Here is a 24,774-nt window from a genome sequence, read left to right as displayed (position 1 = left end):
GGGCCTGCAATGGCGCCAGTGAGACGTTTTCTAGGTCATGCGGCGGCTTTCAGCGTTTCAAGGACGTTTTGCGGGGATGAGACGCCATACGGGTCGGCCTCGCAGTTGTCGGAGAAACCTTCCTCCTCGAACCAGTGCTCCACCACGCCATTGTTGATCAGGGCGGCGTAACGCCATGAGCGCATCCCGAATCCGAGATTGTCCTTGGCAACCAGCATGCCCATCTTGCGTGTGAACTCGCCTGAGCCATCGGGGATGAGCTCGACCTGCTTCAGGCCCAAGGACTTCCCCCACGCATTCATGACGAAGGCGTCGTTGACTGAGAGGCAGTAAATCGCGTCAATTCCCTCCTTCTCAAACTCATCATAGAGCTCTTCGAACTTGGGCAATTGGTAGGTCGAGCAGGTCGGCGTGAAGGCGCCAGGCAGCGAGAACAGGATGACGCGCTTGCCGGCAAAGTAGTCGTCAGATGTCTTTTCTTCCCAGCGATATGGATTTGGCCCCTCGACCGACTTATCGTGAACACGCGTGAGAAAGGTGACGAAGGGAACTTTCTTTTGAACTGTCATCAAGTTGCTCCTAAAGAAGACTGCGCTGAATTCTGGCAGAGGCTGGCGCAATACCGGGCAAAGGCTCGTATCCCCGGCACGGATGAGGGCCTCGCGGCTCGCAACCTCCTTTTTTTCCCTCCCGACGTATGGGAACGTCTTGGCGGTTGGTCCTGGCCACCCGAACGCAATCGATCTGAGCGAGCTGGACACCGTCGAGCCGGTTGCTTTCCACGGCTATGGCGCCGGAAGCGGGATCGGTCACTAGCGATAGTGCGTTTGGAAAAGGGATAGCGGCCGGAAGGAGCCAATATCGCAAAGCATGTGGGGGCCTGAAATGTCACTTCACGCAACAGACCCGCTTCACTGGATTCCGCGTCACTGGACTGGTTCAGCATGTTGTCGATATGTGGCAGTGACCCGCCGGCTTTGGCTTGGGTGACGACCCTTTGACAAGGCTTTTCGGCACTCACATGCTGAACAGAACCGGCAAACCGCATTTGCGCGCGCGGCCCGTGTTGGCGTGCCGGCATCGGACCAGCCATGCGCAAAGCGGCCATCCAGAACGGACTTCCGGAGGAGACGATGCCCCGATGTTCAGCTGCAAGGGGCACCGTCTCCTCAGGCCACGGTCTAGAGCTTCGCGTATCGGGCATGGCACAAGTCGCTTTCATCGTGATTTGATGGTGCTCTAACCAGGAGCAGCAAGCGGCGTGCCATTTGGAATAGAGGTGCCGTTGGACCGCCCCTCCTTCTCGGAGGCCGTGTCTTGGAAGATCGGGCGCGCGCTTTAACCGCCTCGTCACACAGGCAACAACGATGCTGTGTGGTGCGGATATTCGGCGCTTCGGCCCCGGCTGGGCAAAGAAGACCGGAAGCCGAGCCGATGCACTTGCTGAGGCTGGCGGGCACTCCAGTCATTGCGTAGCGTGTGCCGCTAGCATTCATGGGTGCGCAGGCACCGCGAACACGCGCCTGTCGCGGCAACACGAGCGCGCGCTCTTGGGCAAGCGCCTTGGCCCCGTGAGGATCGGATTCCCCAATCGTGTCTGTTTGCCGCCCTCTTATGTTCGAAACTGGACCAGAATGTCGCAAGCCCGACCTAAAGGTCGCCGAGGCGTTCTGTCCGACACTGTTCGGTCGCCTTTGTTGGCCCGCGACACCGGCCTATTTCGCCTAGCTCTTCTCTGGCCTCAGGCTAAGCCCCTAAAAGCATCACAGATTTTTTTCTTCGGTCGGCCAAATTGGCACGAGTTTTGAAGCCTCTTCGTTGCGGGCCGGGAGCCGCCAACCGACTTTCATTTCGTGGATGGCACGAATGGAACGAAGAAAGAAAAGCAAAATGTCAAATCCGCGTCGGATAGCGTCTATGGGCATGGTGTGCTCGGCGAAACCGCCCTTACCCAACAGCTCGCCGCCCTTGTCGACCCTTGCGCAGGAAAGCTTGGCCGGCGGCGGCTCAAATGCCCACCGCGCCGACTTTGTCCTGACCTAGAAGGTGCAAGATAACGTTCCGCATCTCGCCGCGCGATGTGCCTAGACAGTTACGCGTTAGCCGTTCTTGATAATCGGTCTGCCTTCGGAGGACGTCATCTATATGCCGTCTTAGGTCTTCGCTGCCGCAGCGCCCGCCGGTCACCTTCCGCCCTCGCTATTGAGTGAAGTGCCACCATGTCCGAACAACCCTTGCCGACGCTGCCGATGTGGCGCCTCGATCACATTGAGCCATCGCCCGAGATGTTGGCGCTACGCACCAATGGTCCGATCCACCACGTGCGCTTCCCGTCCGGGCACGAAGGCTGGTGGGTCACAGGCTATGACGAGGCCAAGGCGGTGTTGACCGACGCGGCGTTCCGGCCCGCGGGAATGCCGCCGGCGGCATTCACCCCGGATTCGGTGATTCTCGGTTCGCCAGGATGGCTGGTCTCGCACGAGGGGGGCGAGCATACGCGGCTACGCACGATCGTGGCGCCGGCCTTCAGCAACGGCAGGGTGAAGCAGCTCGCGCAGCAGGTGGAGGCGATCGCCGCGCAGTTGTTCGAGACGCTGGCGGCCCAGCCCCAGCCCGCCGATCTGCGGCGCCACCTCTCCTTTCCGCTTCCTGCGATGGTAATTGGCGCGCTGATGGGCGTGCTCTACGAGGATCACGCTTTCTTTGCAGGGCTGTCCGACGAGGTGATGACGCACCAGCATGAAAGCGGCCCGCGAAGCGCGTCGCGCTTGGCCTGGGAAGAACTCCGCGCCTACATTCGCGGCAAGATGCGGGACAAGCGCCAGGATCCGGGCGACAACGTGCTGACGGATCTGCTCGCGGCGGTCGACCAGGGCGAGGCGACCGAGGAAGAGGCGATCGGCCTGGCGGCAGGCATGCTGGTGGCGGGGCACGAGAGCACCGTGGCACAGATCGAATTTGGCCTGCTGGCCATGTTCCGCCATCCGCAACAGCGCGAACGCCTGGTGGGCGATCCATCCCTGGTGGACAAGGCCGTGGAGGAAATCCTGCGCATGTACCCGCCGGGCGCCGGCTGGGACGGCATCATGCGCTATCCGAGGACCGACGTGACCATCGCGGGCGTGCATGTTCCCGCAGAGAGCAAGGTGCTGGTCGGCCTGCCGGCGACGTCGTTCGATCCGCGCCATTTCGACGACCCGGAAATCTTCGACATCGGACGTGACGAAAACCCGCACTTGGCGTTCTCCTACGGGCCGCACAGCTGCATCGGCTTGGCGCTAGCCAGGCTGGAACTCAAAGCGGTGTTCGGTTCGATCTTCCAGCGCTTTCCCGCGCTGCGCCTGGCGGTGGCGCCCGAAGAACTGAAGTTGCGCAAGGAGATCATCACTGGCGGGTTCGAGGAGTTCCCGGTGCTCTGGTGATGCGCGGACGCCACCAGGAATCCCGATGCTCTCGAATTGCCGGCGCCCCTGCCGCGCGCCGATCAGATCAGCCAACCAACAGGTGACCAAGATGGACGTGCAAGAAACCACGGCAGCATGCCGGGACGCCTTCGCCGAACTGGCGTCGCCAGCGTGCATTCAGGACCCGTACCCATTCATGCGGTGGCTACGCGAGCACGATCCGGTACATCGCGCGGCGTCGGGTCTCTTTCTGTTGAGCCGCCACGCCGACATCTACTGGGCGCTTAAAGCCACTGGCGATGCTTTTCGGGGGCCGGCGCCAGGTGAACTGGCGCGCTATTTCCCGCGTGCGGCGACCAGCCTGTCGCTAAGTCTGCTGGCGTCCACTTTGGCGATGAAGGAACCGCCAACGCATACGCGTCTGCGCCGGCTGATCTCGCGCGATTTCACCATCGGCCAGATCGACATGCTGAGGCCGACCATCGCTCGCATTGTCGCAGCGCGCCTGGACGGCATGGCGCCCGCACTGGAGCGCGGGGAGGCAGTGGACCTGCATCAGGAATTCGCGCTGGCCTTGCCCATGCTGGTTTTCGGCGAACTGTTCGGCATGCCCCCGGACGACATTCTCGCGCTCGTCACCGGCATCAGCGCCATTCTGGAAGGCCTGAGCCCGCACGCCAGCGATCCGCAGCTCGCCGCGGGGGACGAGGCCAGCGCCAGGGTGCAAGCCTACTTCGGCGACCTCATACAGCGCAAGCGCACCGATTCCCGCCACGACATCGTGTCAATGCTGGTCGGCGCACACGACGATGATGCCGAGACGCTGTCGGATGCGGAATTGATCAGCATGCTCTGGGGCATGCTGCTGGGCGGCTTCGCCACCACTGCTGCGGCCATCGGCCATGCTGTCCTGGCGATGCTGGCGTATCCCGAACAGCGGCACTGGCTGAAGGGAGATGCCGTGGGGGTGAAGGCATTCGTCGAAGAAGCCCTGCGCTACGACGCGCCTGCCATGTTCAGCTCCATTCCGCGTATCGCCCAGCGCGACATCGAAATGGGCGGCGTGGTGATCCCGAAGAACGCGGACGTGCGCGTGCTGATCGCGGCCGGCAATCGCGACCCGGACGCCTTCGCCGATCCCGATCGCTTCGATCCCGTGCGGTTCTGCGGCACCAGTCCTGGCATGTCGATCGACGGGAAGATCATGCTGACCTTCGGCCACGGCATCCACTTCTGCCTTGGTGCGCAACTGGCCCGGGTGCAGTTGGCCGAAAGCCTGCCGCGGATCCAGGCGCGCTTCCCCACGCTGGCATTGGCCGAGCAGCCGACCCGGGAGCCCTCCGCGTTCCTTAGGACGTTCCGCGCGCTGCCGGTGCGGCTGCATCGGCAGGAGGGCTGAGATGCGCATCGTGGTCGATCAGGATCTGTGCGGAACTACCGGGCAGTGCGTGCTGACGCTGCCGGGCACCTTTCGCCAGCGCGAACCGGACGGCGTGGCCGAAGTGTGCGTGGCGACGGTCCCGCAGGCGCTGCACGCCGCCGTGCGGCTTGCGGCCAACCAGTGCCCGGTCGCCGCCATTCGGGTGATCGAAAGCGACGCCGGCCATGACGAGCGCGCCAGCGCCGACCCTGCGCCTTCTCCGGCGCAGGCCGAGCGGCATACCGCGAAAGAACAATGCAATTCAGGAGGCACGATGGGACGGTTTGAAGGCAAGGTGGCCGTGGTGACCGGCGCCGGCGCTGGCATCGGCAAGGCATGCGCTCTCGCCATCGCGCGCGGGGGCGGCAGAGTGGTGGTGGCCGACATTGATGGCTCGGCGGCCATCGCCTGCACCGCGCAGATCGCGGCCGAAGCAGGCCACGCGCTGCCCATAGCCATGGATATCGCCGATGAGCAGGCGGTGGCAGCGCTGTTCGAGACGGCGGAGCGGCACTTCGGGGGGGTCGACCTGCTGGTTAACAATGCGAGCGCCATGCATCTGACCCAGCGCGACTGCGCGATCCTCGACCTGGACCTGGCAGTCTGGGACCAGACCATGGCGACCAATCTGCGCGGAACGCTGCTCTGCTGCCGGCAGGCCATCCCACGGATGATCGCCCGCGGCGGTGGCGCGATCGTCAACATGTCGTCGTGCCAAGGGCTCAGCGGTGACACGGCGCAGACGTCCTACGGCGCGTCGAAGGCGGCGATGAACATGCTCTCGGCTTCGCTCGCCACCCAGTACGGTCATGCGCAGATCCGCTGCAACGCGGTTGCGCCGGGTCTTATCATGACCGAGCGTCTCCTCGCCAAGCTGGACGAGTGCATGCAACGGCATCTGCGCCGGCACCAGCTCCTGCAGCGCGTCGGCCGCCCCGAGGACGTGGCCGCACTCGTGGCGTTCCTGCTCTCCGCCGATGCTGCGTTCATCACCGGCCAAGTCGTGTGCATCGATGGCGGCATGCTGGCGCATGTGCCGACATACGCCGACGGCGGCAACAGCTGCGCCGCGGGCCCTGTCGGCGACACCGAACCGGCGGCGGCGGCGCGCTGCTGATGGACATGCTGCTCAACCCGCTCAACCGTCGGCACCGGCTGCGGTGCGACATCCCGGTCATGCCTGGCGCTTTCCCCCTGGTCGGGCATCTTCCCGCCATTGTCTGCGACCTGCCGCGCCTGCTGCAGCGAGCAGAACGGACGCTGGGGAGCCACTTCTGGCTGGATTTCGGCCCTGCCGGACATCTGATGACCTGTGTGGATCCGGACGCATTTTCTCTGCTCAAGCACAAGGACGTGTCCTCGGCGCTGATCGAAGAGATCGCGCCCGAATTGCTTGGCGGAACCATGGTTGCCCTGGACGGCGGCGCGCACCGGCAGGCGCGCGATGCCATCAAGGCAGCGTTCTTGCCCAAGGGGCTGACCCAGGCCGGGATCGGCGACCTGTTCGCGCCGGTCATCCAGGCGCGGGTGCAGGCGTGGCGCGCCCGCGGCGAGGTAACTATCCTGCGCGAGACCGGCGACCTGATGCTGAAGCTCATCTTCAGCCTCATGGGAATCCCCGCGCAGGACCTGCCGGGATGGCATCGCAAGTACCGGCAATTGCTGCAGTTGATCATCGCGCCACCGGTCGACCTGCCCGGATTGCCTTTGCGGCGCGGCCGCTCCGCCCGCGACTGGATCGACGCGCAGTTGCGCCGGTTCGTCCGCGATGCGCGCGCGCATGCCGCGCGCACCGGGTTCATCAACGACATGGTGAGCGCTTTTGACAGCAGCGACGGTCCGCTCTCCGATGACGTCCTGGTCGCGAACATTCGCTTGCTGCTGCTTGCCGGTCACGACACCACTGCCTCGACGATGGCCTGGATCGTGATCGAGCTGGCGAGGCAGCCTGTGCTGTGGGACGCCTTGGTCGAGGAGGCGCAACGCGTGGGCGCGGTGCCGACCCGGCACGCGGACCTGGCGCAGTGTCCCGTCGCCGAGGCCCTGTTCCGCGAGACACTGCGCCTGCATCCGGCGACCACGCTCCTGCCGCGTCGCGCGCTGCAGGAATTGCAACTCGGCCAAAGGCGCATTCCCGCGGGCACCCACCTATGCATCCCGCTGCTGCATTTCTCGACCTCGGCGCTGCTGCACGAGGCGCCTGATCAGTTCCGCCTGGGGCGGTGGCTGCTACGCACAGAACCGGTCCGGCCCGTGGACATGCTGCAGTTCGGTACCGGCCCACACGTCTGCATCGGCTACCACCTGGTATGGCTGGAAATGGTGCAGTTCTGCATCGCCTTGGCGCTGACCATGCACAAGGCCGGGGTGCGGCCGCAGTTGCTGAGCGACGTCGAAAAAGGCCGGCGCTATTACCCGACCGCACATCCGTCCATGGCAATCCGCATAGGCTTCTCATGAGCTGGTGTCGGACGCCCTGTGTGGCAAGGCAGCGGCGCCGGCGGGGCGCGGCATTGCTGCACTCGGCGCACGCACTCGTGTGACGACTTGCGCTCGCCGTGGCCGTCTCAGCTACAAGGACATTAACAACATGCAAACCGGTTCCACAATACACGACGACCGAACTGGCGTTTCCGCATTCGGCGGGTTGGGCGCGCAGGCGCGCGGCGCATCTGGCGGGCTGCTCCCGGAGATCTGGATGCAGGACGGCGCAAAGCGGGTCGAACAGGCGCTGGCGCGTCTGCTCTGCGCCGAAGACGACGGTAAGACAGAGCTGATGGCAGCCATGCGCTACGCCACCTTGCGTGGCGGGAAGCGCACCAGAGCCTTGCTCTGTCTGGCTGCCGGCGCACTGGCGGGCACGCCGGCGCACATGCTCGACGACGTCGGCGCCGCCATCGAGATGATGCACGCCTGTACCCTGGTCCACGACGACCTGCCGGCGATGGACGACGACGTGCTTCGCCGCGGCCTTCCGACCGTGCACGTAAAGTTCGACGAAGCCACTGCGATCCTGGTCGGCGATGCGCTGCAGGCCCACGCCTTCCTGACGCTGGCGAGCCTGGATGCGCCGGGAGACAATCGTATTGCGCTCGTGCGTGAACTGGCGCAGGCGGTGTCCGCCGAGGGTGCCGCAGGCGGGCAGGCCATGGATCTGTCGCTGGTCGGAAAGCACGCCGGGCTGGACAGCATCCTGGCGATGCACCGGATGAAAACCGGAGCGCTAGTGCGCGCGTCGGTTCGCATGGGCGCGCTATACTCCATCGCGGAGGATGCCGCGCACGCTGCGCTGTATGCTGCGCTCGATCGCTACACCGCCTGTTTTGGCCTGGCGTTGCAGGTGGCGGACGACATTCTCGACGCGACGGCGAATACCGCGACTCTTGGCAAGACCCCCGGCAAGGACGCGGCCGCGCAGAAGCCGACCTGCGCGTCGATCATGGGGCTGCAGGCAGCGCGCCAGTTCGCCCTGTATTTGTTGCACGACGCCGGGGAGGCCATCGCCCCTCTGGGGGCGCGTGCGGAAGGGTTGGCGCAGATGCTGCAGCGGGCCAACGTCTATCTGTCCGCGCCATACGCATGAGCGTGCCCAGCCGTAAGGACTTGCCGCTGTGCTGCTGCGATCGGCCGGCGGGCGCTGCATGCTGCACTGTGTCCGTGTCGGCGGTGACGTGCGCGGCGTCTGCCCGTTTCTGTTCTCGTTAGCCCTCTGCAGAAGGAACATCCCGCGTGAACGCGCTGTCCGAACAGATCCTTTCCGAATTGGGCCACCTGCTGAGCGAGATGAGCGATGGCGGCAGCGTCGGTCCGTCCGTATACGACACGGCGCGAGCTCTGCAGTTCGACGGCAAAGTCACCGGTCGGCACGACGCATACGCGTGGCTCATCGCGCAGCAACAGGCCGATGGCGGATGGGGAAGTGCGGACTTCCCGCTGTTTCGCCATGCGCCTACCTGGGCGGCGCTGCTGGCGTTGCAGCGTGCCGATCCTCTTCCCGGGGCTGCCGACGCAGTCCAGGCTGCAACCCGGTTCATCGAGCGCCAGCCCGATCCCTATGCGCATGCGGTGCCGGAAGACGCGCCCATCGGCGCGGAGCTGATCCTGCCGCCGTTGTGCGACGAGGCCGCATCCTTGCTGGGCGGCTTGTCGTTTCCGCGCCACCCGGCGCTGTTGCCGTTGCGGCAAGCACGCCTGGTCAAGCTGGGGGCTGTGGCGACGTTGCCGAGCGGCCATCCGTTGCTGCACTCCTGGGAAGCCTGGGGGACGTCGCCGGCCACCGCATGCCCTGACGACGACGGCAGCATCGGCATCAGTCCGGCGGCCACCGCCGCGTGGCGTGCGCACGCCGTGACACAGAGAAGAACGCCGCACGTCGGGCGCACGGGCGGGTATCTGCAGGCGGCATCGCGGGCTACGCGCACCGGCATCGAAGGTGTCCTTCCCAACGTCTGGCCAATCAATGTGTTCGAGCCATGCTGGTCGCTGTACACCCTGCATCTGGCCGGCCTGTTCGCGCATCCCACGCTCGCCGAGGCGGTGCAAGTGATCATCGCGCAGCTCGACGCCCGCCTCGGGGTGCGCGGTCTGGGCCCTGCCTTGCACTTCGCGGCCGATGCGGACGACACCGCCGTTGCGTTGTGCGTCCTTCGCCTTGCAGGCCGCGACCCGGCGGCCGACGCGTTGCGCCAGTTCGAAACCGGCGAACTCTTCGTCACCTTTCCCGGTGAGCGCAATGCCTCGGTGTCGACCAACATCCATGCCCTGCATGCTTTGCGAATGTTGGGAAAACCCGCCGCCGGCACCAGCGCCTACGTCGAGGCCAATCGCAACCCGCACGGTCTGTGGGACAACGAAAAATGGCACGTTTCGTGGCTGTATCCAACCGCGCATGCGGTCGCTGCGCTCGCGCAAGGCAACCCCCAGTGGCGCGACGAGCGCGCGCTGGCGGGGCTGCTGAAGGCGCAGCGCGACGACGGCGGCTGGGGCGCTGGTCGCGCGTCCACATTCGAGGAAACCGCCTATGCGCTGTTCGCGTTGCACGTGATGGACGGGAGCGAAGAGCCGACCTGGCGCCGGGGCATCGCGCAGGCGGTGGCGCGGGCGCTGAAGTGGATGCTCGCCCGCCACGCGGCGCATTCACTGCCCCAGACGCCGCTGTGGATCGGCAAGGAACTGTATTGCCCCACCCGGGTGGTGCGCGTGGCCGAACTCGCCGGGTTGTGGCTGGCGCTTCGTTGGGGGCGGCGCGTCTCGGCCGAGGGAGCAGGAGCCGGGCCATGATCCCGACCGATCGCGCGCTGCAGCAGGTGCTAGAGTGGGGGCGTTCCCTGACCGGGTTCGCCGACGAGCATGCCGTGGAAGCAGTCCGGGGCGGCCAGTACATCCTGCAGCGCATCCAGCCGAGCCTGCGCGACACCAGCGCCCGCACCGGCCGCGATCCGCTGGACGAAACGCTGATCGTGGCGTTCTATCGCGAACTGGCGCTGCTGTTCTGGCTGGACGATTGCAACGACCTTGACCTGATCGCGCCGGAGCAGCTCGCCGCGGTGGAGCAGGCGCTGGGGCAGGGCGTGGCGTGCGCGCTACCAGGATTCGAGGGCTGTGCTGTGCTGCGCGCTTCGCTCGCCGCGCTCGCCTACGATCGTCGCGACTATGCCCAGCTTCTCGAGGATACCCAGTGCTACTGCGCGGCGCTGCGCGCCGGACACGCGCAGGCGGCAGGGGAGGAGCGCTGGTCCTTCGCCGAGTACTTGCAGAACGGCGTGGATTCGATCGCCTACACGAACGTGTTCTGTTGCCTGTCGTTGCTGTGGGGGCTGGACATGGCGACCTTGCGCGCGCGTCCGGCGTTTCGCCAGGCCCTGCGGCTCATATCCGCAATAGGGCGCTTGCAGAACGATCTGCATGGACGCGAAAAGGATAGATCGGCCGGCGAGGCCGACAACGCGGCGATCCTGCTGCTGCAGCGCTATCCCGCCATGCCTGTGGTGGAGTTCCTCAAGGACGAGTTGGCCGGCCACACACGCATGCTGCACCGGGTGATGGCGGAAGAACGTTTTCCCGCGCCGTGGGGACCGTTGATCGAGGCCATGGCGGCAGTCCGCGCGCAGTACTACGAGACCTCGACCAGCCGCTACCGCAGCGACGCTGCAGGCGGAGGCCAGCGTGCGCCGGCCTGAACGCGGGGGAAACGATGGCGTGCGCGCGCTGCCGTCGGTCCGACCCGACGCAACGCCGTCGCCCGATGACGCGGATGGAGCGAGCATCAGCGACACCAAGTTGAGCCGGCGCAAGGACGACCACCTGGACATCGTGCTGAATCGGCGAACGGCACGGGCCAAGGCCGCCGGCTGGGAGTACATCCGTTTCGAACACTGCGCATTGCCCGAGTTGGATCTGACGCAGATCGACCTCAGCGCCTCGCTGCTGGGCAAGACCATGCGCGCGCCTCTGCTGATCAGCTCCATGACCGGCGGCATGCCACGCGCCGAGGCCATCAACCGGCATCTAAGCGAGGCAGCGCAAGCCTTGGGAATCGCCATGTGCGTCGGTTCGCAGCGCGTGAGCCTGCAATCCCGCAACTCCCAAGGGCTGACGCGCGCGCTGCGCCGCCAGGCCCCAGACATTCCCTTGCTGGCCAATATCGGCGCCGCGCAACTGCGTGAGGCCGACGGCCTGGACCTGGCGCGCCGGGCGGTGGATGCACTGGAGGCCGATGGACTCATCGTCCATCTCAATCCGCTGCAGGAAGCGGTACAGCCGGAGGGCGACCGCGACTGGCGCGGCGTCCTGGCCCAGATCGCTCGCGCCGCGCGCAGCATGGGGGTGCCGATCGTGGCCAAGGAAGTGGGGTCGGGCCTCTCTGCTTCGGTGGCTTGTGCGCTCGTTCAGGCGGGCGTGGCGGTGATCGATGTCGCCGGCGCCGGCGGCACCAGTTGGGCCGCGGTGGAGGGCGAGCGGGCCCCCGATGCCGCCGACCGTACAGTTGCGATGGCGTTCGCCGATTGGGGGATCCCGACCCCGGCCAGCGTGCAGGCGGTACGTCGGGCGCTGCCAGCGGTGAAGCTGATCGCGTCGGGCGGGGTCAGCGACGGCGTCGACGTGGCCAAGGCTATCCGCCTGGGCGCGGACATCGCGGGGCAGGCAGCCGGCGTGCTGCGCGCGGCCACCGTATCCACCGAGGCGGTTGTCGCGCATTTCGAGATCGTCATCCGCCAGTTGGCCGTCGCCTGCTTCTGCACCGGCTCGGCTGATCTGGCGGCATTGCGTCAGGCGCGCTTGTTGCCCTCGGCGCATCTGCCCGCCGGTTGATCCCGGCGTCGCGCGCCCGTGGCGGCGGGCGCCTAGTCTTATGAGTCAGAAAGTCTCGGATGCGGGGGGAATCGCGCTGGTCGCGGGCTTGTCCGGGTGCTGCTTCGTGATCAGGGAGGCACCCCGCCATGCCCGAACGGACAGCCGAGAGTAAAGCGGTATCCGACGGATACTTGATCAGGGTGATCGGTAACGCCGACCGAGCTGAGCCCTTGAAAGGGTCGGAACAAGGTGCGCCGGGAGACCGGCAGGAGCAGATGGTGCAAATCCATTGCAATGAACGAGTAGCGGTCCACATTGACCCCTGGGTCAAGCGCGGTCGGCCGTGAGGAGACCCGTAACTTCTCTAGGGTCAAACACGGGTTGTTAGGCTCAAGCAGTTCATCAGCATGCTTTGAGACAAAGCGATGGCGGTGGAATGGTCGGTTATGATCGAGGGCTGGAACGAATTGGGAGACATGCCGGTAAGGTCCGGATAGACAAGAGCTGGGAGAGCCTGTTCTACGGCGACATCAGTTGTCGATCTGCGATAGTAGAAGATCATGGCAGCGCTGCAAAGGAACGCGGTCGTGAATCATCAGGCGGTGACGTATGCCTTCTTCGCCGTATTTGCCCGGATTGCCATACTTTCCGGCAGGTCAAGGAGTTTGCGATACGCCGGAGCCGAACGTCTTCGGCGCCGTTGAGCTTAATCCCCGATGGATGCTGTGACAGGAATGCCATCAAGGGATGGTCGGTGCCTTCGCTCTGAAGGAAATTTGTCCCGACATGGGAGTTGATGGAACCGACGGCGCGGCTAGGAAGCATGCGCCCTACCGGGAGGCGGCGAAGTGTGGCGATTTCTGCCCACTGGCGTTGACGGACAAAGTATCATCATGATATCTACGCCCATGTGATTCACCCCGTCTCCCTAGGAGCGCCGTGCTCCGGAAAGGAGGTGATGAGCATGAGCAGGAAGACGATTACGGTTGGCCGCAGTGCGGTCTCGGGTCGGTTCACGACTGTTACGACTGCGGTTCGCAAGCCGAACACGCATATCGTGACGCACATCAAGAAGTGATAAATAGGGCGCCCTTACCTCCCAGGGCGCCCTTTTTATCGTGGAGAGATTTTTTACCAATCACAAATTTTAGCGAAAGGGACTCTTTTAAAATGTATCATAGTGATATACCTAAGGTGAAACCAAGCGGGCATGGGGGCGTTGTAGTCCGTGGTTGTGATTGGCCGAAGGGGCAAGCAACGGACGAAATACGCGCGATTGCGCGTTCGAAAGCGCTTACGATTTCCTATAAGCGCCACGCGATCGAACGTATGGCCGAACGAAACATTATCATGGGTGACGTTTTGTACGTCCTCAAAAATGGCTTTGTGCACATGGAGCCGATGGAGAGTACGCGACCCGCGTACAAAAAATATGCGATGGAAGGTCTCTGTCCCAACGGCAATAGCCGCACTCTGAGAGTGATAGTCATTCCTGAGAAGACCGGCACCTTCCTAAAAATTGTCAGTGTTATGTGGGTTGACGAGCCGTCTACCCGCGCAGGTACGTTGAATGGAGAATGCGATGAATAGCCACCACTACACCGAATGCGGACTGAAGAACGTTTTCATTAGCGGTCTTGATTTCGTGAACGACGATGAAGGTGACGAAATCATCACCATCCCGGCTGTCAACGAACTTCATCGTGTAATCGCTCTTGGCATAGTCTCACACGAGCATGGGATTAGCCCTGACGAGCTCCGTTTTCTGAGAACAGAAATGGGGTATACTCAAGCTGAGCTTGCTGTGCTTGTTCACCACGACAAGCAGTCAGTGGGACGATGGGAGCGGGGCGAGTTTGTGATCGATGGGTCGGCGGAGACAATCATCCGGCGTTTGGCGATTGAAAAACTCGATCTAGCTTCCGGAGCTGGGATGGATGAGCTGTCGCGTCGGAGTGTGCACACACTGAAGCCGCAACCGATCCAAATTCAGCACAGCAATGACGACGGATACCAGCTTCTAGCAGCCGCTTAGACCAAGCCATGGGTGCTCGTCCCTCCCGCACGAGTGGGAGGGACGACCACCTGGCCTTTGCCAGCCTTGATCAGCGGCCATGCGCTTTCGTGCTTCTAGTTCCAATCGCGTCGATGTCGTCCCATCCAGCTTTTAGGCCTGTCCGGACGTCACCACTTTAACGCGATAAGGCATCCGGCAGCTGAAATCGCTCATCTCTTTTCGTGTTCATAGGGACACCGTCGGGCGCATTGCGCCGAGGTCAAAATAGCCATTTCGCTGAATGTGCGCAGTTGGCCGTTTTCGGGCGACGTACGCACCTGGCCGGCCCAGTCGGTAGAAACGCCGGGTGCACGGTGGCAGTAGCAGCTGCTCTTCGAGGAACGCCGTTCGCTCTGAGGCGCTAAAGATATCTTTGCATATCATGATTTCCATATTTGATACGTGAACAGATCATAAAGCTTTGACTTGCTCCGCTGGATAAGATACCCCTGCGTATCATTTGGCATTGGAATGAATCATCTGTGTATCGTTATGGACTCTGAATCGGAAATTCTGCGCGAAATCGGTGGGCTTTTCAGGAAGGCGAGGCTGGCCGCCGCCATGACGCAGGAGCAGGTTGCTGACTTGGCGGGTATATCCCGTCCCCGCTATCGCGACATCGAAAAGGGAGCCGCAGCGGCGCGTGCGACGACCCTCATGAATATCGCTCGCGCGCTCGGTCTGGAAATGATGCTGGTTCCGCAAGTCATGGTGCCGGCTGTCCAGGCTCTATTGCGTCCACATGATGATGACGATCGACCCGCCTTTGTTTCTCAACCTGACGATGACGATCATGGCTCCAGTCTTTCGCGCACCTAAGACGATCCCGTCGCTGGACGTGCTCTTGAACGCAGCGAAAATCGGCACAATCGTCAGGACGCCGGGCGATTTCAATGCATTCAACTTCGATGAGGCCTACCGCGCGACGGGCGGCTTTCCGGTTCTCAGCCTGTCGTTCCGGGCAGCGACGGGAGGATTGCGGAAAGATCCGAAGCCTCTGGCAAGCGCCTTGCCCGCATTCTTCGCGAACCTCCTGCCGGAGGAGAAATTGCGCGAGGCGATGGAAAGGCACCACGAAGGCAATGTGCGGCCAGGCAATGATTTCGACCTTTTAGCGGCGCTGGGCGCCGATCTGCCGGGAGCCGTACGGGCGTTGCCCAGTGACGGCGCGATAGCGGTTTCACAGGACGCTTCAAAGGATCAGCCCAAGGCACGGTTCTCGCTTGCCGGCGTGCAGATGAAGCTGTCGGTCATGAATAACATTGGAAAAGGCGGCGGCCTTACCTTGCCGATGGACGACGAGCAGGGCCGGTACATCGCCAAGTTCCCTTCGACGGCGTTTCCGGGCGTTTCCGAGAACGAATTCGCCAACCTGGCGCTGGCAGCAGCAATCGGCATGGAGGTTCCTGAACGCGAACTTGTCGAGAAGTCCGATTTTGAGGATATTCCCGAAGAATTCAACACGCTGTCAGAGGGCAAGGTCCTTCTCGTCAAACGCTTCGATCGCGGCGCTGAGGGCGAGAGGATACACATCGAGGATTTCGCTCAGGTCTTCGGTGTCTACCCCTCGCGCAAATATGAGGGGGCTGCTTATCACGACATAGCCTTGGCTCTTGGCGTGGCCGTCTCGCCTACGGCGGCTCTCGAATTCGTCCGCCGCCTGGCACTGACCGTCATCACCGGCAATGGCGACATGCACCTGAAGAACTGGTCTTTGATCTATCCCGATAACGGCGACAAGCCGGCGCTTGCACCAATCTACGACCTCCTGTCCACCGTGCCATATATTCCCGCCGACGCCATGGCGCTGTCGCTTGGAGGAGAGCGCTCGTTTAAGGCGCTAGCAGCACCGCGATGGAAAGCATTTGCGAACCGTGCACGGCTTCCGGAGCCAGCAGTCCTGAAGGCAGTGGTCGAGACGGTCAAACTCGTCAACGAGTACTGGTGGCATCTGCCTGAGCGCGACGTTGTCGCAGCGAAAGTGCTCGAGCGGATCGACGAACATGTGAAGGCGATGACGACGGTACTGAACTCCTGCGCCGAGAAGTAAACCGAGTCCCTCGGGTTGATATAGCGGAACTATTCGCCCGTGCCCCGGATGAGTGGCCGTGGATCGGTGGCATGCTAGGATCGCGCGCAAAGTCGGCGGAGTGTCCACTTGGACACGCGTTGAGCAAGCACGTCAGCTCGCGGGCACAGAAGAGTTCGCAGCATCCCGCAGAGGGTCGAGATGCTGTTCGTCCACCTCAATACAACGATGCGGTTCAACCGAATGCGGTGACTGAGGATCGCGATCCGACGCTTTGTGTCGCCAATGTCGCGTCCGCTACACGGGCCGTTCCGACGATCCTTTCTTGGAACTCAAGCTAAACCCCTGAAAAGCAACCATGAAATTATTCTTCGGTTGGATCAGCCAAATTGGCATGAGTCTTGAGATCCTTAGGTGCGAGGCGGCTAGAGCTGCCCGACCGGCATTCAAGTCGCGGCAGCCGCGATGAATGGGAACGAAGGAAGGAAAGCTACATGTCAGGTTTGCGTCAGATCGCCTTTTACGGCAAGGGCGGCATCGGCAAGTCCACCACCTCCCAAAATACGCTCGCCGCCCTGGTCGACCTCGGGCAGAGAATCCTCATCGTCGGCTGCGACCCCAAAGCCGACTCCACCCGCCTGATCCTCAACGCGAAGGCGCAGGATACGGTCCTGCATCTCGCGGCAGAGGAAGGTTCGGTGGAAGACCTGGAACTCGCGGACGTGCTCAAGGTCGGCTACAAAGGCATCAAATGCGTGGAGTCGGGCGGACCCGAGCCAGGTGTCGGCTGCGCCGGCCGCGGCGTGATCACCTCGATCAACTTCCTCGAGGAGAACGGCGCCTACGACGATGTCGACTATGTCTCCTACGACGTGCTCGGGGATGTGGTGTGTGGCGGTTTCGCGATGCCGATCCGCGAGAACAAGGCCCAGGAAATCTACATCGTCATGTCCGGCGAGATGATGGCGCTCTATGCCGCCAACAACATCGCCAAGGGCATCCTGAAATACGCCCATTCGGGCGGCGTGCGGCTCGGGGGCCTGATCTGCAACGAGCGCCAAACTGACCGCGAACTCGACCTCGCCGAGGCGCTTGCTTCCAGGCTCAATTCCAAACTTATCCACTTCGTGCCGCGCGACAACATCGTCCAGCACGCCGAGCTCAGGAAGATGTCTGTGATCCAGTATGCGCCGGACTCCAAGCAGGCCGGCGAATACAGGGCGCTGGCCGAGAAGATCCATGGGAATTCGGGCCAGGGCACCATCCCGACCCCGATCACCATGGAGGAGCTCGAGGACATGCTGCTCGACTTCGGCATCATGAAGACGGACGAGCAGATGCTCGCCGAGCTTCAGGTCAAGGAAGCGGCTAAGGCGGCCGCACAGTAGCGACCACTGCCGACATAGGCGCCGCCTGACCTGGTGCGTCTTTCAAAGAACGGCGCCTCGTCGGTGAGGCGTCACCCTGAACCTTGAAAGGGGTCCCATGAGCCTGGAATACGAGAATGACGGTGGCCTCCATGCGAGGCTTATCGAGGAAGTGCTGTCGCAATACCCTGACAAATCGGCGAAGCGGCGCAGAAAGCACCTCAGCGTGGCAAAGAGCGGCGACGAGGCTGGCGAGGAAAGCGAGGTCCTTTCCGAATGCGAGGTCAAATCGAACATCAAGTCCATCCCCGGCGTGATGACGATTCGCGGCTGCGCCTATGCCGGCTCGAAAGGCGTGGTGTGGGGTCCGGTCAAGGATATGGTCCATATCTCGCACGGCCCGGTCGGCTGCGGGCAATATTCCTGGTCTCAACGCCGAAACTACTACGTCGGCACGACCGGCATCGACACGTTCGTCACCATGCAGTTCACCTCCGATTTCCAGGAGAAGGACATTGTTTTCGGCGGCGACAAGAAGCTGGAACGGATCATCGACGAGATCGAGGAACTGTTTCCGCTGAACAAGGGCATAACTGTGCAATCCGAATGCCCGATCGGGCTGATTGGCGACGACACCGAAGCTGTGTCCCGCAACAAGGCCAAGGAGCACGGAAAGACAATCGTGCCGGTGCGCTGCGAGGGCTTCCGCGGCGTCTCGCAATCCCTTGGCCACCACATCGCCAACGACGCGATCCGCGACTGGGTGTTCGAGAAGAAGGACGTCGAGTTCGAGGCCGGCCCGTACGATGTCAATGTGATCGGCGACTATAATATCGGCGGCGACGCCTGGGCTTCGCGCATCCTGCTCGAGGAGATGGGCCTGCGCGTGGTCGGCAACTGGTCGGGCGACGCTACCCTGGTCGAAATAGAGCGGGCGCCAAAGGCGAAGCTCAATCTCATCCATTGCTACAGGTCCATGAACTACATCTGCCGGCACATGGAGGAAAAGTATGGCATCGCCTGGATGGAGTACAATTTCTTCGGCCCCTCCCAGACCGAAGCCTCTCTGCGCAAGATAGCCAAGCACTTCGGGCCGGAAATCGAGGCCAAGGCCGAGGCGGTCATCGCCAAATACCGGCCGCTGGTCGAAGGGGTCATAGCCAAGTACCGGCCGCGCCTCGAAGGCAGGACGGTGATGCTCTATGTCGGCGGGCTGCGCCCCCGTCACGTCGTCACCGCATATGAGGACCTGGGCATGGTGATCGTCGGCACTGGCTATGAATTTGGCCATAACGACGACTATCAGCGCACCGGCCACTACGTGAAAAAGGGCACGCTGATCTATGACGACGTAACTGGTTACGAGCTGGAGAAGTTCATCGAGGGGATCCGTCCTGATCTCGTGGGCTCCGGCATCAAAGAAAAGTACCCGGTCCAGAAGATGGGCATACCGTTCCGTCAAATGCATTCCTGGGATTATTCCGGCCCGTATCATGGCTACGACGGGTTCGCCATCTTCGCGCGCGATATGGACCTGGCCATCAACAACCCGGTCTGGAACCTCTACGACGCCCCCTGGAAGAAAAAAGCCGAGCCGTCGGCGGCGATCGCAGCCGAATGAAACCCTGGCCTCCCGGAAGCCGGGAGGCCGCGAACGCCTGTGGCCGCTTGTCCGCGGGAGACCTGAAAAACGTTTCGACGTCCCTGTGCCGCCGTATGGCGGGCCAGATGGAAAGAGGTAACCACCCATGCCGCAGTCGGCTGAAAAAGTTCTCGACCACGCGCCCCTGTTCCGCGAGCCGGAATACAGGCAGATGCTCGCCGAGAAGAGGCTGAATTTCGAATGTTTTCACCCGGACCAGATCGTTACCGACCAAGGCGAATTCACCAAGACGTGGGAATACCGCGAAAAGAACCTTGCTCGCCAAGCGCTTGTCGTGAACCCCGCCAAGGCCTGCCAGCCGCTCGGCGCGGTGTTCGCGGCCGCAGGCTTCGAGCGAACCATGTCCTTCGTCCACGGCAGCCAGGGCTGCGTCGCCTATTACCGCTCGCACCTGTCGCGCCATTTCAAGGAGCCTGCTTCGGCGGTTTCCTCCTCGATGACCGAGGACGCGGCAGTGTTCGGCGGCCTTAAGAACCTGGTCGACGGGCTCGCCAACACGTACCAACTCTACGACCCGAAGATGATCGCCGTCTCGACCACTTGTATGGCGGAGGTCATTGGCGATGACCTGCACAGCTTCATCGAGAACGCCAAGGACGAAGGCTCGGTCCCGCGCGACTTCGACGTCCCCTTCGCCCATACGCCGGCCTTCGTCGGCAGTCATGTCGATGGCTACGACGTCACGCTCAAGGGGATTTTGGAGCATTTCTGGAAAGGCGAGGAGCGAACGGAAGCCGAGGGGACCATCAACGTCATTCCGGGCTTCGACGGATTCTGTGTTGGCAACAACCGGGAACTCAAGCGCCTGCTCGACCTGATAGGCGTGTCCTATACCTTGATCCAAGACGCCTCTGACCAGTTCGACACGCCGTCCGACGGCGAATACCGGATGTATGACGGCGGCACGAAGATCGAAGACGTGAGGAAGGCGCTCAACGCCGAGGCGACGCTGTCGCTGCAGCATTACAACAGCCGAAAAACGCTAGAGTATTGCGAGGGGGTGGGGCAGGCGACGGCCTCGTTCCATTACCCGCTCGGTGTAAAGGCGACTGACGACTTCCTGATGGAGGTTTCCGCGATTTCCGGCAAGCAAATCCCCGAGGCAATCCGCCTCGAGCGCGGCCGACTTGTCGACGCCATGGCGGACAGCCAATCCTGGCTGCACGGTAAGAAATACGCCATTTACGGCGATCCGGACTTTGTCTACGCCATGGCCCGCTTCATCATGGAGACGGGCGGCGAGCCGACCCATTGCCTCGCCACCAACGGCACGTCGGCATGGGAAGCGGAGTTGAAGGAACTGCTTGCATCATCGCCCTTCGGCAAGGATGCTCAAGTCTGGGCGGGCAAGGACCTCTGGGCGATGCGCTCGCTGCTCTTCACCGAGCCGGTGGACCTGCTGATCGGCAACTCCTATGGCAAGTATCTGGAGCGCGACACGGGCACGCCGCTGATCCGGCTGACGTTTCCGATCTTCGATCGCCACCATCACCATCGGTTTGCGCTGATGGGCTATCAAGGCGGGTTGCGCGTGCTGACGACGATCCTCGACAAGATCTTCGACAAGCTCGATCGCGAGACAAGCGAGACGGGCGTGACGGACTATTCATATGACCTCACCCGCTAAGCTTGACGGTCGGCTTTGGCCGGTCGTCTTCCCGAGGGACTTTGGAGACCGACGCAATGTCCTTGCTCAGAGCCAAAATCAAGGATGTCTTCAACGAGCCTGGCTGCGAAAAGAACCGCGGCAAGGATGCCAAGGCGCGCAAGGAGGGCTGTTCGAAGCCACTGACCCCCGGGGCGGCGGCCGGCGGCTGTGCCTTCGATGGCGCCAAGATCGTGCTGCAGCCGATCACCGACGTTGCGCATTTGATCCATGCGCCGCTCGCCTGCGAGGGCAATTCCTGGGACAACCGCGGTGCGGCTTCGTCCGGGCCAGCCCTGTGGCGCACAAGCTTCACGACCGACCTCACCGAACTCGATGTTGTGATGGGGCAGGGCGAGCGGAAGCTTTTCAAAGCGATCCTCGAGATCAAGGAAGCGTATGGGCCGCCGGCTATCTTCGTTTATCCGACCTGCGTGACGGCGCTGATCGGCGACGACATCGAGGCCGTCTGCAAGCGCGCGGCGGAAAAGTACGGCTTGGCCGTTGTACCGGTCAATGCGCCGGGCTTCGTCGGCTCCAAGAATCTCGGCAACAAGCTTGCCGGCGAGGCGTTGCTCGAGCATGTCATCGGCACGCTCGAGCCCGACGATGCCGGCCCTTACGACATCAATATTCTTGGCGAATTCAACCTCTCGGGCGAATTCTGGCTGGTGAAGCCGCTGCTGGATCGGCTCGGGATCCGGGTGCGCGCCTGCATTCCGGGTGACGCCCGTTACGTCGACATTGCCTGCGCGCACCGCGCCCGGGCGGCTATGGTGGTGTGCTCGACCGCGCTCATCAATCTCGCCCGCAAAATGGACGAGCGCTGGGACATCCCGTTTTTCGAGGGCTCCTTCTACGGTATCACCGATACCTCGGATGCACTCCGGAACATAGCTGAGCTGCTCGTGAAGCAGGGTGCTGATCCGGAGATCCTCGGCCGCACCGAGCTATTGATTGCAGAGGAAGAGGCGATCGCCTGGAAGAAGCTAGCGGCCTACCGGCCGAGGCTCGAAGGCAAGCGCGTGCTGCTCAACACCGGCGGCGTGAAGTCCTGGTCGGTCGTCCATGCGCTGATGGAGATCGGGATCGAGATCGTCGGCACCTCTGTCAAGAAGTCGACCGTCGAAGACAAGGAGCGGATCAAGCAGATCCTCAAGGACGACAACCATATATTCGAGCAGATGGCAGCGCGCGACCTTTACGCCATGCTCTCCGAACACAAGGCCGATATCCTGCTATCAGGCGGGCGCACGCAATTCGTCGCTCTGAAGGCCAAGACACCCTGGCTCGACATCAACCAGGAGCGCCAACACCCTTACGCCGGCTATGACGGCATGGTGGAACTCGTACGCCAGATCGACCTGGCCATTCAAAACCCCATCTGGTGCCAGGTACGGGAGCCGGCACCATGGGATTGCCAGCCTGCGATGGGGGAGGAACGGCCGTGCACGAAAAGCGAGACCGTGACCTTGCATGCTGTCCAGGAATTCTCCGGCACCACGGCCGCTGATTTCGGCGAGTGTTGAGGAAGCCAATGGGCCGCATCCTTCCCCAGACCAAAGCGGCGGCGGTCAATCCGCTGAAGTTATCGCAGCCATTGGGTGCCGCCTTGGCCTTTCTTGGCGTCGACGGCGCGATGCCCTTGTTCCACGGCAGCCAGGGTTGCACCAGCTTCGCGCTCGTGCTCTTCGTGCGACATTTCAAGGAAGCCATTCCCTTGCAGACAACCGCGATGGACGAGGTGGCAACGATCCTCGGCGGGGCAGACCATCTGGAAGAGGCGATCCTCAACCTCAAGGCCCGCACAAAGCCAACGCTGATCGGGGTTTGCACGACCGCGTTGGTGGAAACCCGGGGCGAAGACTGCGCAGGAGATATCGCCAATATCAGGCTGAAGCGGACCAAAGAACTCGCGGGTACGGAGGTGGTGCTGGCCAACACGCCAGATTTCGATGGTGCGATCGAAGAGGGCTGGGCCAAAGCTGTCACCGCGATGATCGAAGGGATTACACGGCCCGGCGAGCAAGCGCGGCAGTCGAAGAAAATCGTGATCCTGCCTGGCTGGAACCTCACTGTGGCTGACACCGAGCATTTACGTGAGATGGTTGAAAGCTTTGGACTGAAGCCGGTGATTCTGCCGGACATCTCCGGCTCGCTCGACGGTACGGTGCCCGACCGCTGGGTCACGACCACCTATGGCGGCACCAGCGTCGAGGATATCCGCGAGCTAGGCACGGCCGAGCAATGTATCGTCATCGGTGAGCATATGCGCCGCCCGGCCGAGCTGCTGCAGAGGTTGACCGGCGTGCCTTACGTGCTGTTCCGGTCGCTGACCGGATTGAGGGACGCCGACCGGTTCGTCTCGCTGCTGTCCGCAGTTTCGGGCGAGGCGGCGCCGGCTGAGGTGCGCCGTCGGCGGGCGCAGTTGCAGGACGCGTTGCTCGACGGACATTTCCACTTTGGAGGCAAGAAAATTGCGATCGCTGCTGAACCAGACCAACTCTACCAACTCGCGAGCTTCTTCATCGGCATGGGCTCCGAAATCGCGGCGGCGGTCACAACGGCCGCTATGTCGAAAATTCTGGAGGAAGTACCGGCGCAGTCGGTTCAAATCGGCGATCTCGGCGATTTGGAAGCGCTTGGCGCCGGCGCTGATCTTCTCGTTACTCATTCCCACGGCCGCCAGGCGGCGCAGCGTCTCGGCATTCCGCTCATGCGGGTCGGCTTCCCGATCTTCGACCGGCTCGGGGCCCAGCACAAGCTCACAATCCTCTACCAGGGGACCCGCGACCTGATCTTCGAGGTTGCGAACATTTTCGAAGCCAACGGGCGAGCGCCGACGCCTGAGGCGCTTCATCCACTCCGTAAGCGAGAAATGCCAGATGAGCTCCGTCCGTCGCCTCTCGCTCGTCACTGACGAGGTTCACGCACCGACGCCGGAACGCCAAGCGGGCGCATTGCGCGTGGCGATCGCCACGCAGGACATGAAGAACCTCAACGCCCATTTCGGATCGGCCAGGCGCTTTGCTGTCTACGACGTGATGCGCGAGGAGTGGAATCTCGTGGAAGCCGTGGCCTTCGATGACGTTTCCGACGAGAGCGGGAAGCATCGAACTGAGGGCGATGACCGCATCACCCCGAAGGTGGAAGCGCTAAAGGGCTGTCATCTCCTGTTTTGTCTGGCGATCGGCGGACCTTCGGCAGCCAAACTTGTTTCCGCAAAGATCCATCCGATCAAAGTGCCGCAGCCCCAGACCATCCAAGAGGTGCTGTTGCGCACGCAGATGATGCTCAGAACGTGTCCTCCCCCTTGGCTGCGCAAGGTGCTGGCGCAGGCAGGTGTCGCTGAACAGAAACCCTCCTTCGAGGACGAGGACTAAAATGAGGAGTGGGCGAAATGTTTGAAGCCGCTGTTAGCCCTGCCGCCACCGAGGACGAGGCGGCCCTTGCCACCCCGTTCGTCAAATGCCTCGTGCGGCTGATCCGTGCCAATGATTCCCACGGGTCATGGGAAGGCAAATCGGACGCCGAGCTGCTGGGCGACTTCATCATCACCAGCGAACAGCGCCGTGCAATTCCAATCATCGGCGATCCCGATCCGGACGTGCTGTGGAGGCTCGATAAGTTCTACACCGCCGTCGGGCTTGCGATTGAGGAACGCTCCGGCCTGATGGCATCGCCGATGATTGAGATAAGCCATGAGGGCTTCGGGCGCGTGCTCTTCACGGCCGGGCGGTTGGTCGTTCTGTCCAAGACCTTGCGCGACGTCCACCGGTTCGGTTTCGAGACGTTCTGGAAACTCGCCGCGGCCGGTACCCAACTGGCCGGCGATGCCACCGCAGCCATTGAGGCTTATCCCGAGGTGGCGCGGGCGTGATGAAACCGATTTTCGAT

At 62.7% G+C, this 24,774-nt stretch carries 20 protein-coding genes and 1 pseudogene; 20 read left to right on the top strand and 1 reads right to left on the bottom strand.

The window, feature by feature from the left end; genetic code table 11:
* Positions 1-35: 35 nt before the first annotated feature.
* Positions 36-569, bottom strand: coding sequence for a peroxiredoxin (locus NKJ64_RS22490; protein WP_023698264.1), 534 nt, complete (start codon positions 567-569; stop codon positions 36-38).
* A 1,650-nt stretch (positions 570-2,219) separates the two neighbouring features.
* Between NKJ64_RS22490 and NKJ64_RS22485 the strand changes: the two genes are divergently transcribed.
* The 20 genes and pseudogenes from NKJ64_RS22485 to NKJ64_RS22390 all read left to right on the top strand — a co-directional run bounded on the left by NKJ64_RS22485 (position 2,220) and on the right by NKJ64_RS22390 (position 24,757).
* Positions 2,220-3,422, top strand: a complete 1,203-nt coding sequence (locus NKJ64_RS22485; RefSeq protein WP_352463359.1) for a cytochrome P450 — start codon at positions 2,220-2,222, stop codon at positions 3,420-3,422.
* A 91-nt stretch (positions 3,423-3,513) separates the two neighbouring features.
* Positions 3,514-4,803: a cytochrome P450 gene (locus tag NKJ64_RS22480; protein ID WP_352463358.1), complete on the top strand. Its 1,290-nt coding sequence runs from the start codon at positions 3,514-3,516 to the stop codon at positions 4,801-4,803.
* A gap of 1 nt (position 4,804) precedes the next feature.
* Positions 4,805-4,930: pseudogene (locus tag NKJ64_RS30540) on the top strand (ferredoxin); the annotation flags it as partial.
* Between the two features lie 168 nt (positions 4,931-5,098).
* Positions 5,099-5,941: an SDR family oxidoreductase gene (locus NKJ64_RS22470; protein WP_352463373.1), complete on the top strand. Its 843-nt coding sequence runs from the start codon at positions 5,099-5,101 to the stop codon at positions 5,939-5,941.
* A complete protein-coding gene (locus NKJ64_RS22465) occupies positions 5,941-7,284 on the top strand; it encodes a cytochrome P450 (RefSeq protein WP_352463357.1) in 1,344 nt (447 codons plus the stop codon). The genes NKJ64_RS22470 and NKJ64_RS22465 overlap by 1 nt, the downstream gene beginning before the upstream one ends.
* A gap of 130 nt (positions 7,285-7,414) precedes the next feature.
* Entirely contained in the window at positions 7,415-8,407 is a 993-nt protein-coding gene (locus NKJ64_RS22460; RefSeq protein WP_352463356.1) for a polyprenyl synthetase family protein, read from the top strand.
* 146 nt (positions 8,408-8,553) lie between these two features.
* The gene (locus NKJ64_RS22455) at positions 8,554-10,104 is read left to right on the top strand and encodes a hypothetical protein (RefSeq protein ID WP_352463355.1); all 1,551 of its coding nucleotides are present in this window, start codon (positions 8,554-8,556) and stop codon (positions 10,102-10,104) included.
* The gene (locus NKJ64_RS22450; protein WP_352463354.1) at positions 10,101-11,003 is read left to right on the top strand and encodes a terpene synthase family protein; all 903 of its coding nucleotides are present in this window, start codon (positions 10,101-10,103) and stop codon (positions 11,001-11,003) included. Before NKJ64_RS22455 ends, NKJ64_RS22450 begins: the two co-directional genes overlap by 4 nt.
* Positions 11,004-11,031: 28 nt before the next feature.
* A complete protein-coding gene (gene fni / locus NKJ64_RS22445; RefSeq protein ID WP_502902885.1) occupies positions 11,032-12,135 on the top strand; it encodes a type 2 isopentenyl-diphosphate Delta-isomerase in 1,104 nt (367 codons plus the stop codon).
* 1,152 nt (positions 12,136-13,287) lie between these two features.
* Positions 13,288-13,707 carry a DUF4258 domain-containing protein gene (locus tag NKJ64_RS22440; protein ID WP_084013556.1) on the top strand — a complete coding sequence of 140 codons (420 nt, stop codon included), beginning with the start codon at positions 13,288-13,290 and terminating at the stop codon, positions 13,705-13,707.
* Entirely contained in the window at positions 13,700-14,152 is a 453-nt protein-coding gene (locus NKJ64_RS22435; RefSeq protein WP_023706400.1) for a helix-turn-helix domain-containing protein, read from the top strand. Before NKJ64_RS22440 ends, NKJ64_RS22435 begins: the two co-directional genes overlap by 8 nt.
* Positions 14,153-14,644: 492 nt before the next feature.
* A complete protein-coding gene (locus NKJ64_RS22430) occupies positions 14,645-14,992 on the top strand; it encodes a helix-turn-helix domain-containing protein (RefSeq protein WP_502902884.1) in 348 nt (115 codons plus the stop codon).
* On the top strand, positions 14,967-16,223 hold the full coding sequence (locus NKJ64_RS22425; RefSeq protein ID WP_352463372.1) for a type II toxin-antitoxin system HipA family toxin: 1,257 nt from the start codon (positions 14,967-14,969) through the stop codon (positions 16,221-16,223). The genes NKJ64_RS22430 and NKJ64_RS22425 overlap by 26 nt, the downstream gene beginning before the upstream one ends.
* A gap of 473 nt (positions 16,224-16,696) precedes the next feature.
* Positions 16,697-17,590, top strand: coding sequence for a nitrogenase iron protein (gene nifH, locus NKJ64_RS22420; protein ID WP_023706403.1), 894 nt, complete (start codon positions 16,697-16,699; stop codon positions 17,588-17,590).
* A 97-nt stretch (positions 17,591-17,687) separates the two neighbouring features.
* Positions 17,688-19,190 carry a nitrogenase molybdenum-iron protein alpha chain gene (gene nifD, locus NKJ64_RS22415; RefSeq protein WP_352463353.1) on the top strand — a complete coding sequence of 501 codons (1,503 nt, stop codon included), beginning with the start codon at positions 17,688-17,690 and terminating at the stop codon, positions 19,188-19,190.
* 127 nt (positions 19,191-19,317) lie between these two features.
* Positions 19,318-20,859: a nitrogenase molybdenum-iron protein subunit beta gene (nifK, locus tag NKJ64_RS22410; RefSeq protein ID WP_352463352.1), complete on the top strand. Its 1,542-nt coding sequence runs from the start codon at positions 19,318-19,320 to the stop codon at positions 20,857-20,859.
* 56 nt (positions 20,860-20,915) lie between these two features.
* Complete coding sequence (gene nifE, locus NKJ64_RS22405; protein ID WP_352463351.1) at positions 20,916-22,406, top strand: nitrogenase iron-molybdenum cofactor biosynthesis protein NifE; 1,491 nt, start codon at positions 20,916-20,918, stop codon at positions 22,404-22,406.
* An 8-nt stretch (positions 22,407-22,414) separates the two neighbouring features.
* Positions 22,415-23,797 carry a nitrogenase iron-molybdenum cofactor biosynthesis protein NifN gene (gene nifN / locus NKJ64_RS22400; protein WP_352463350.1) on the top strand — a complete coding sequence of 461 codons (1,383 nt, stop codon included), beginning with the start codon at positions 22,415-22,417 and terminating at the stop codon, positions 23,795-23,797.
* The gene (nifX, locus tag NKJ64_RS22395; protein WP_352463349.1) at positions 23,763-24,260 is read left to right on the top strand and encodes a nitrogen fixation protein NifX; all 498 of its coding nucleotides are present in this window, start codon (positions 23,763-23,765) and stop codon (positions 24,258-24,260) included. Before nifN ends, nifX begins: the two co-directional genes overlap by 35 nt.
* Before the next feature lie 17 nt (positions 24,261-24,277).
* A complete protein-coding gene (locus tag NKJ64_RS22390) occupies positions 24,278-24,757 on the top strand; it encodes a NifX-associated nitrogen fixation protein (RefSeq protein WP_352463348.1) in 480 nt (159 codons plus the stop codon).
* Positions 24,758-24,774: the final 17 nt, after the last annotated feature.

The sequence above is a fragment of the Mesorhizobium sp. M0062 genome, assembly GCF_040323125.1.
GTDB lineage: Bacteria > Pseudomonadota > Alphaproteobacteria > Rhizobiales > Rhizobiaceae > Mesorhizobium.
This window is presented reverse-complemented; position numbering and strand designations above follow the sequence as displayed.

Coding starts and splice junctions, on each gene's coding strand:
- NKJ64_RS22450 (WP_352463354.1), top strand. CDS start 10,101: ATGATCCCGACCGATCGCGCGCTGCAGCAGGTGCTAGAGTGGGGGCGT.
- nifN (WP_352463350.1), top strand. CDS start 22,415: ATGGGCCGCATCCTTCCCCAGACCAAAGCGGCGGCGGTCAATCCGCTG.
- NKJ64_RS22460 (WP_352463356.1), top strand. CDS start 7,415: ATGCAAACCGGTTCCACAATACACGACGACCGAACTGGCGTTTCCGCA.
- NKJ64_RS22430 (WP_502902884.1), top strand. CDS start 14,645: ATGAATCATCTGTGTATCGTTATGGACTCTGAATCGGAAATTCTGCGC.
- nifX (WP_352463349.1), top strand. CDS start 23,763: ATGAGCTCCGTCCGTCGCCTCTCGCTCGTCACTGACGAGGTTCACGCA.
- NKJ64_RS22480 (WP_352463358.1), top strand. CDS start 3,514: ATGGACGTGCAAGAAACCACGGCAGCATGCCGGGACGCCTTCGCCGAA.
- NKJ64_RS22425 (WP_352463372.1), top strand. CDS start 14,967: ATGGCTCCAGTCTTTCGCGCACCTAAGACGATCCCGTCGCTGGACGTG.
- NKJ64_RS22435 (WP_023706400.1), top strand. CDS start 13,700: ATGAATAGCCACCACTACACCGAATGCGGACTGAAGAACGTTTTCATT.
- NKJ64_RS22390 (WP_352463348.1), top strand. CDS start 24,278: ATGTTTGAAGCCGCTGTTAGCCCTGCCGCCACCGAGGACGAGGCGGCC.
- NKJ64_RS22440 (WP_084013556.1), top strand. CDS start 13,288: ATGTATCATAGTGATATACCTAAGGTGAAACCAAGCGGGCATGGGGGC.
- NKJ64_RS22490 (WP_023698264.1), bottom strand. CDS start 569: ATGACAGTTCAAAAGAAAGTTCCCTTCGTCACCTTTCTCACGCGTGTT.
- nifK (WP_352463352.1), top strand. CDS start 19,318: ATGCCGCAGTCGGCTGAAAAAGTTCTCGACCACGCGCCCCTGTTCCGC.
- nifD (WP_352463353.1), top strand. CDS start 17,688: ATGAGCCTGGAATACGAGAATGACGGTGGCCTCCATGCGAGGCTTATC.
- NKJ64_RS22470 (WP_352463373.1), top strand. CDS start 5,099: ATGGGACGGTTTGAAGGCAAGGTGGCCGTGGTGACCGGCGCCGGCGCT.
- nifH (WP_023706403.1), top strand. CDS start 16,697: ATGTCAGGTTTGCGTCAGATCGCCTTTTACGGCAAGGGCGGCATCGGC.
- nifE (WP_352463351.1), top strand. CDS start 20,916: ATGTCCTTGCTCAGAGCCAAAATCAAGGATGTCTTCAACGAGCCTGGC.
- NKJ64_RS22465 (WP_352463357.1), top strand. CDS start 5,941: ATGGACATGCTGCTCAACCCGCTCAACCGTCGGCACCGGCTGCGGTGC.
- NKJ64_RS22485 (WP_352463359.1), top strand. CDS start 2,220: ATGTCCGAACAACCCTTGCCGACGCTGCCGATGTGGCGCCTCGATCAC.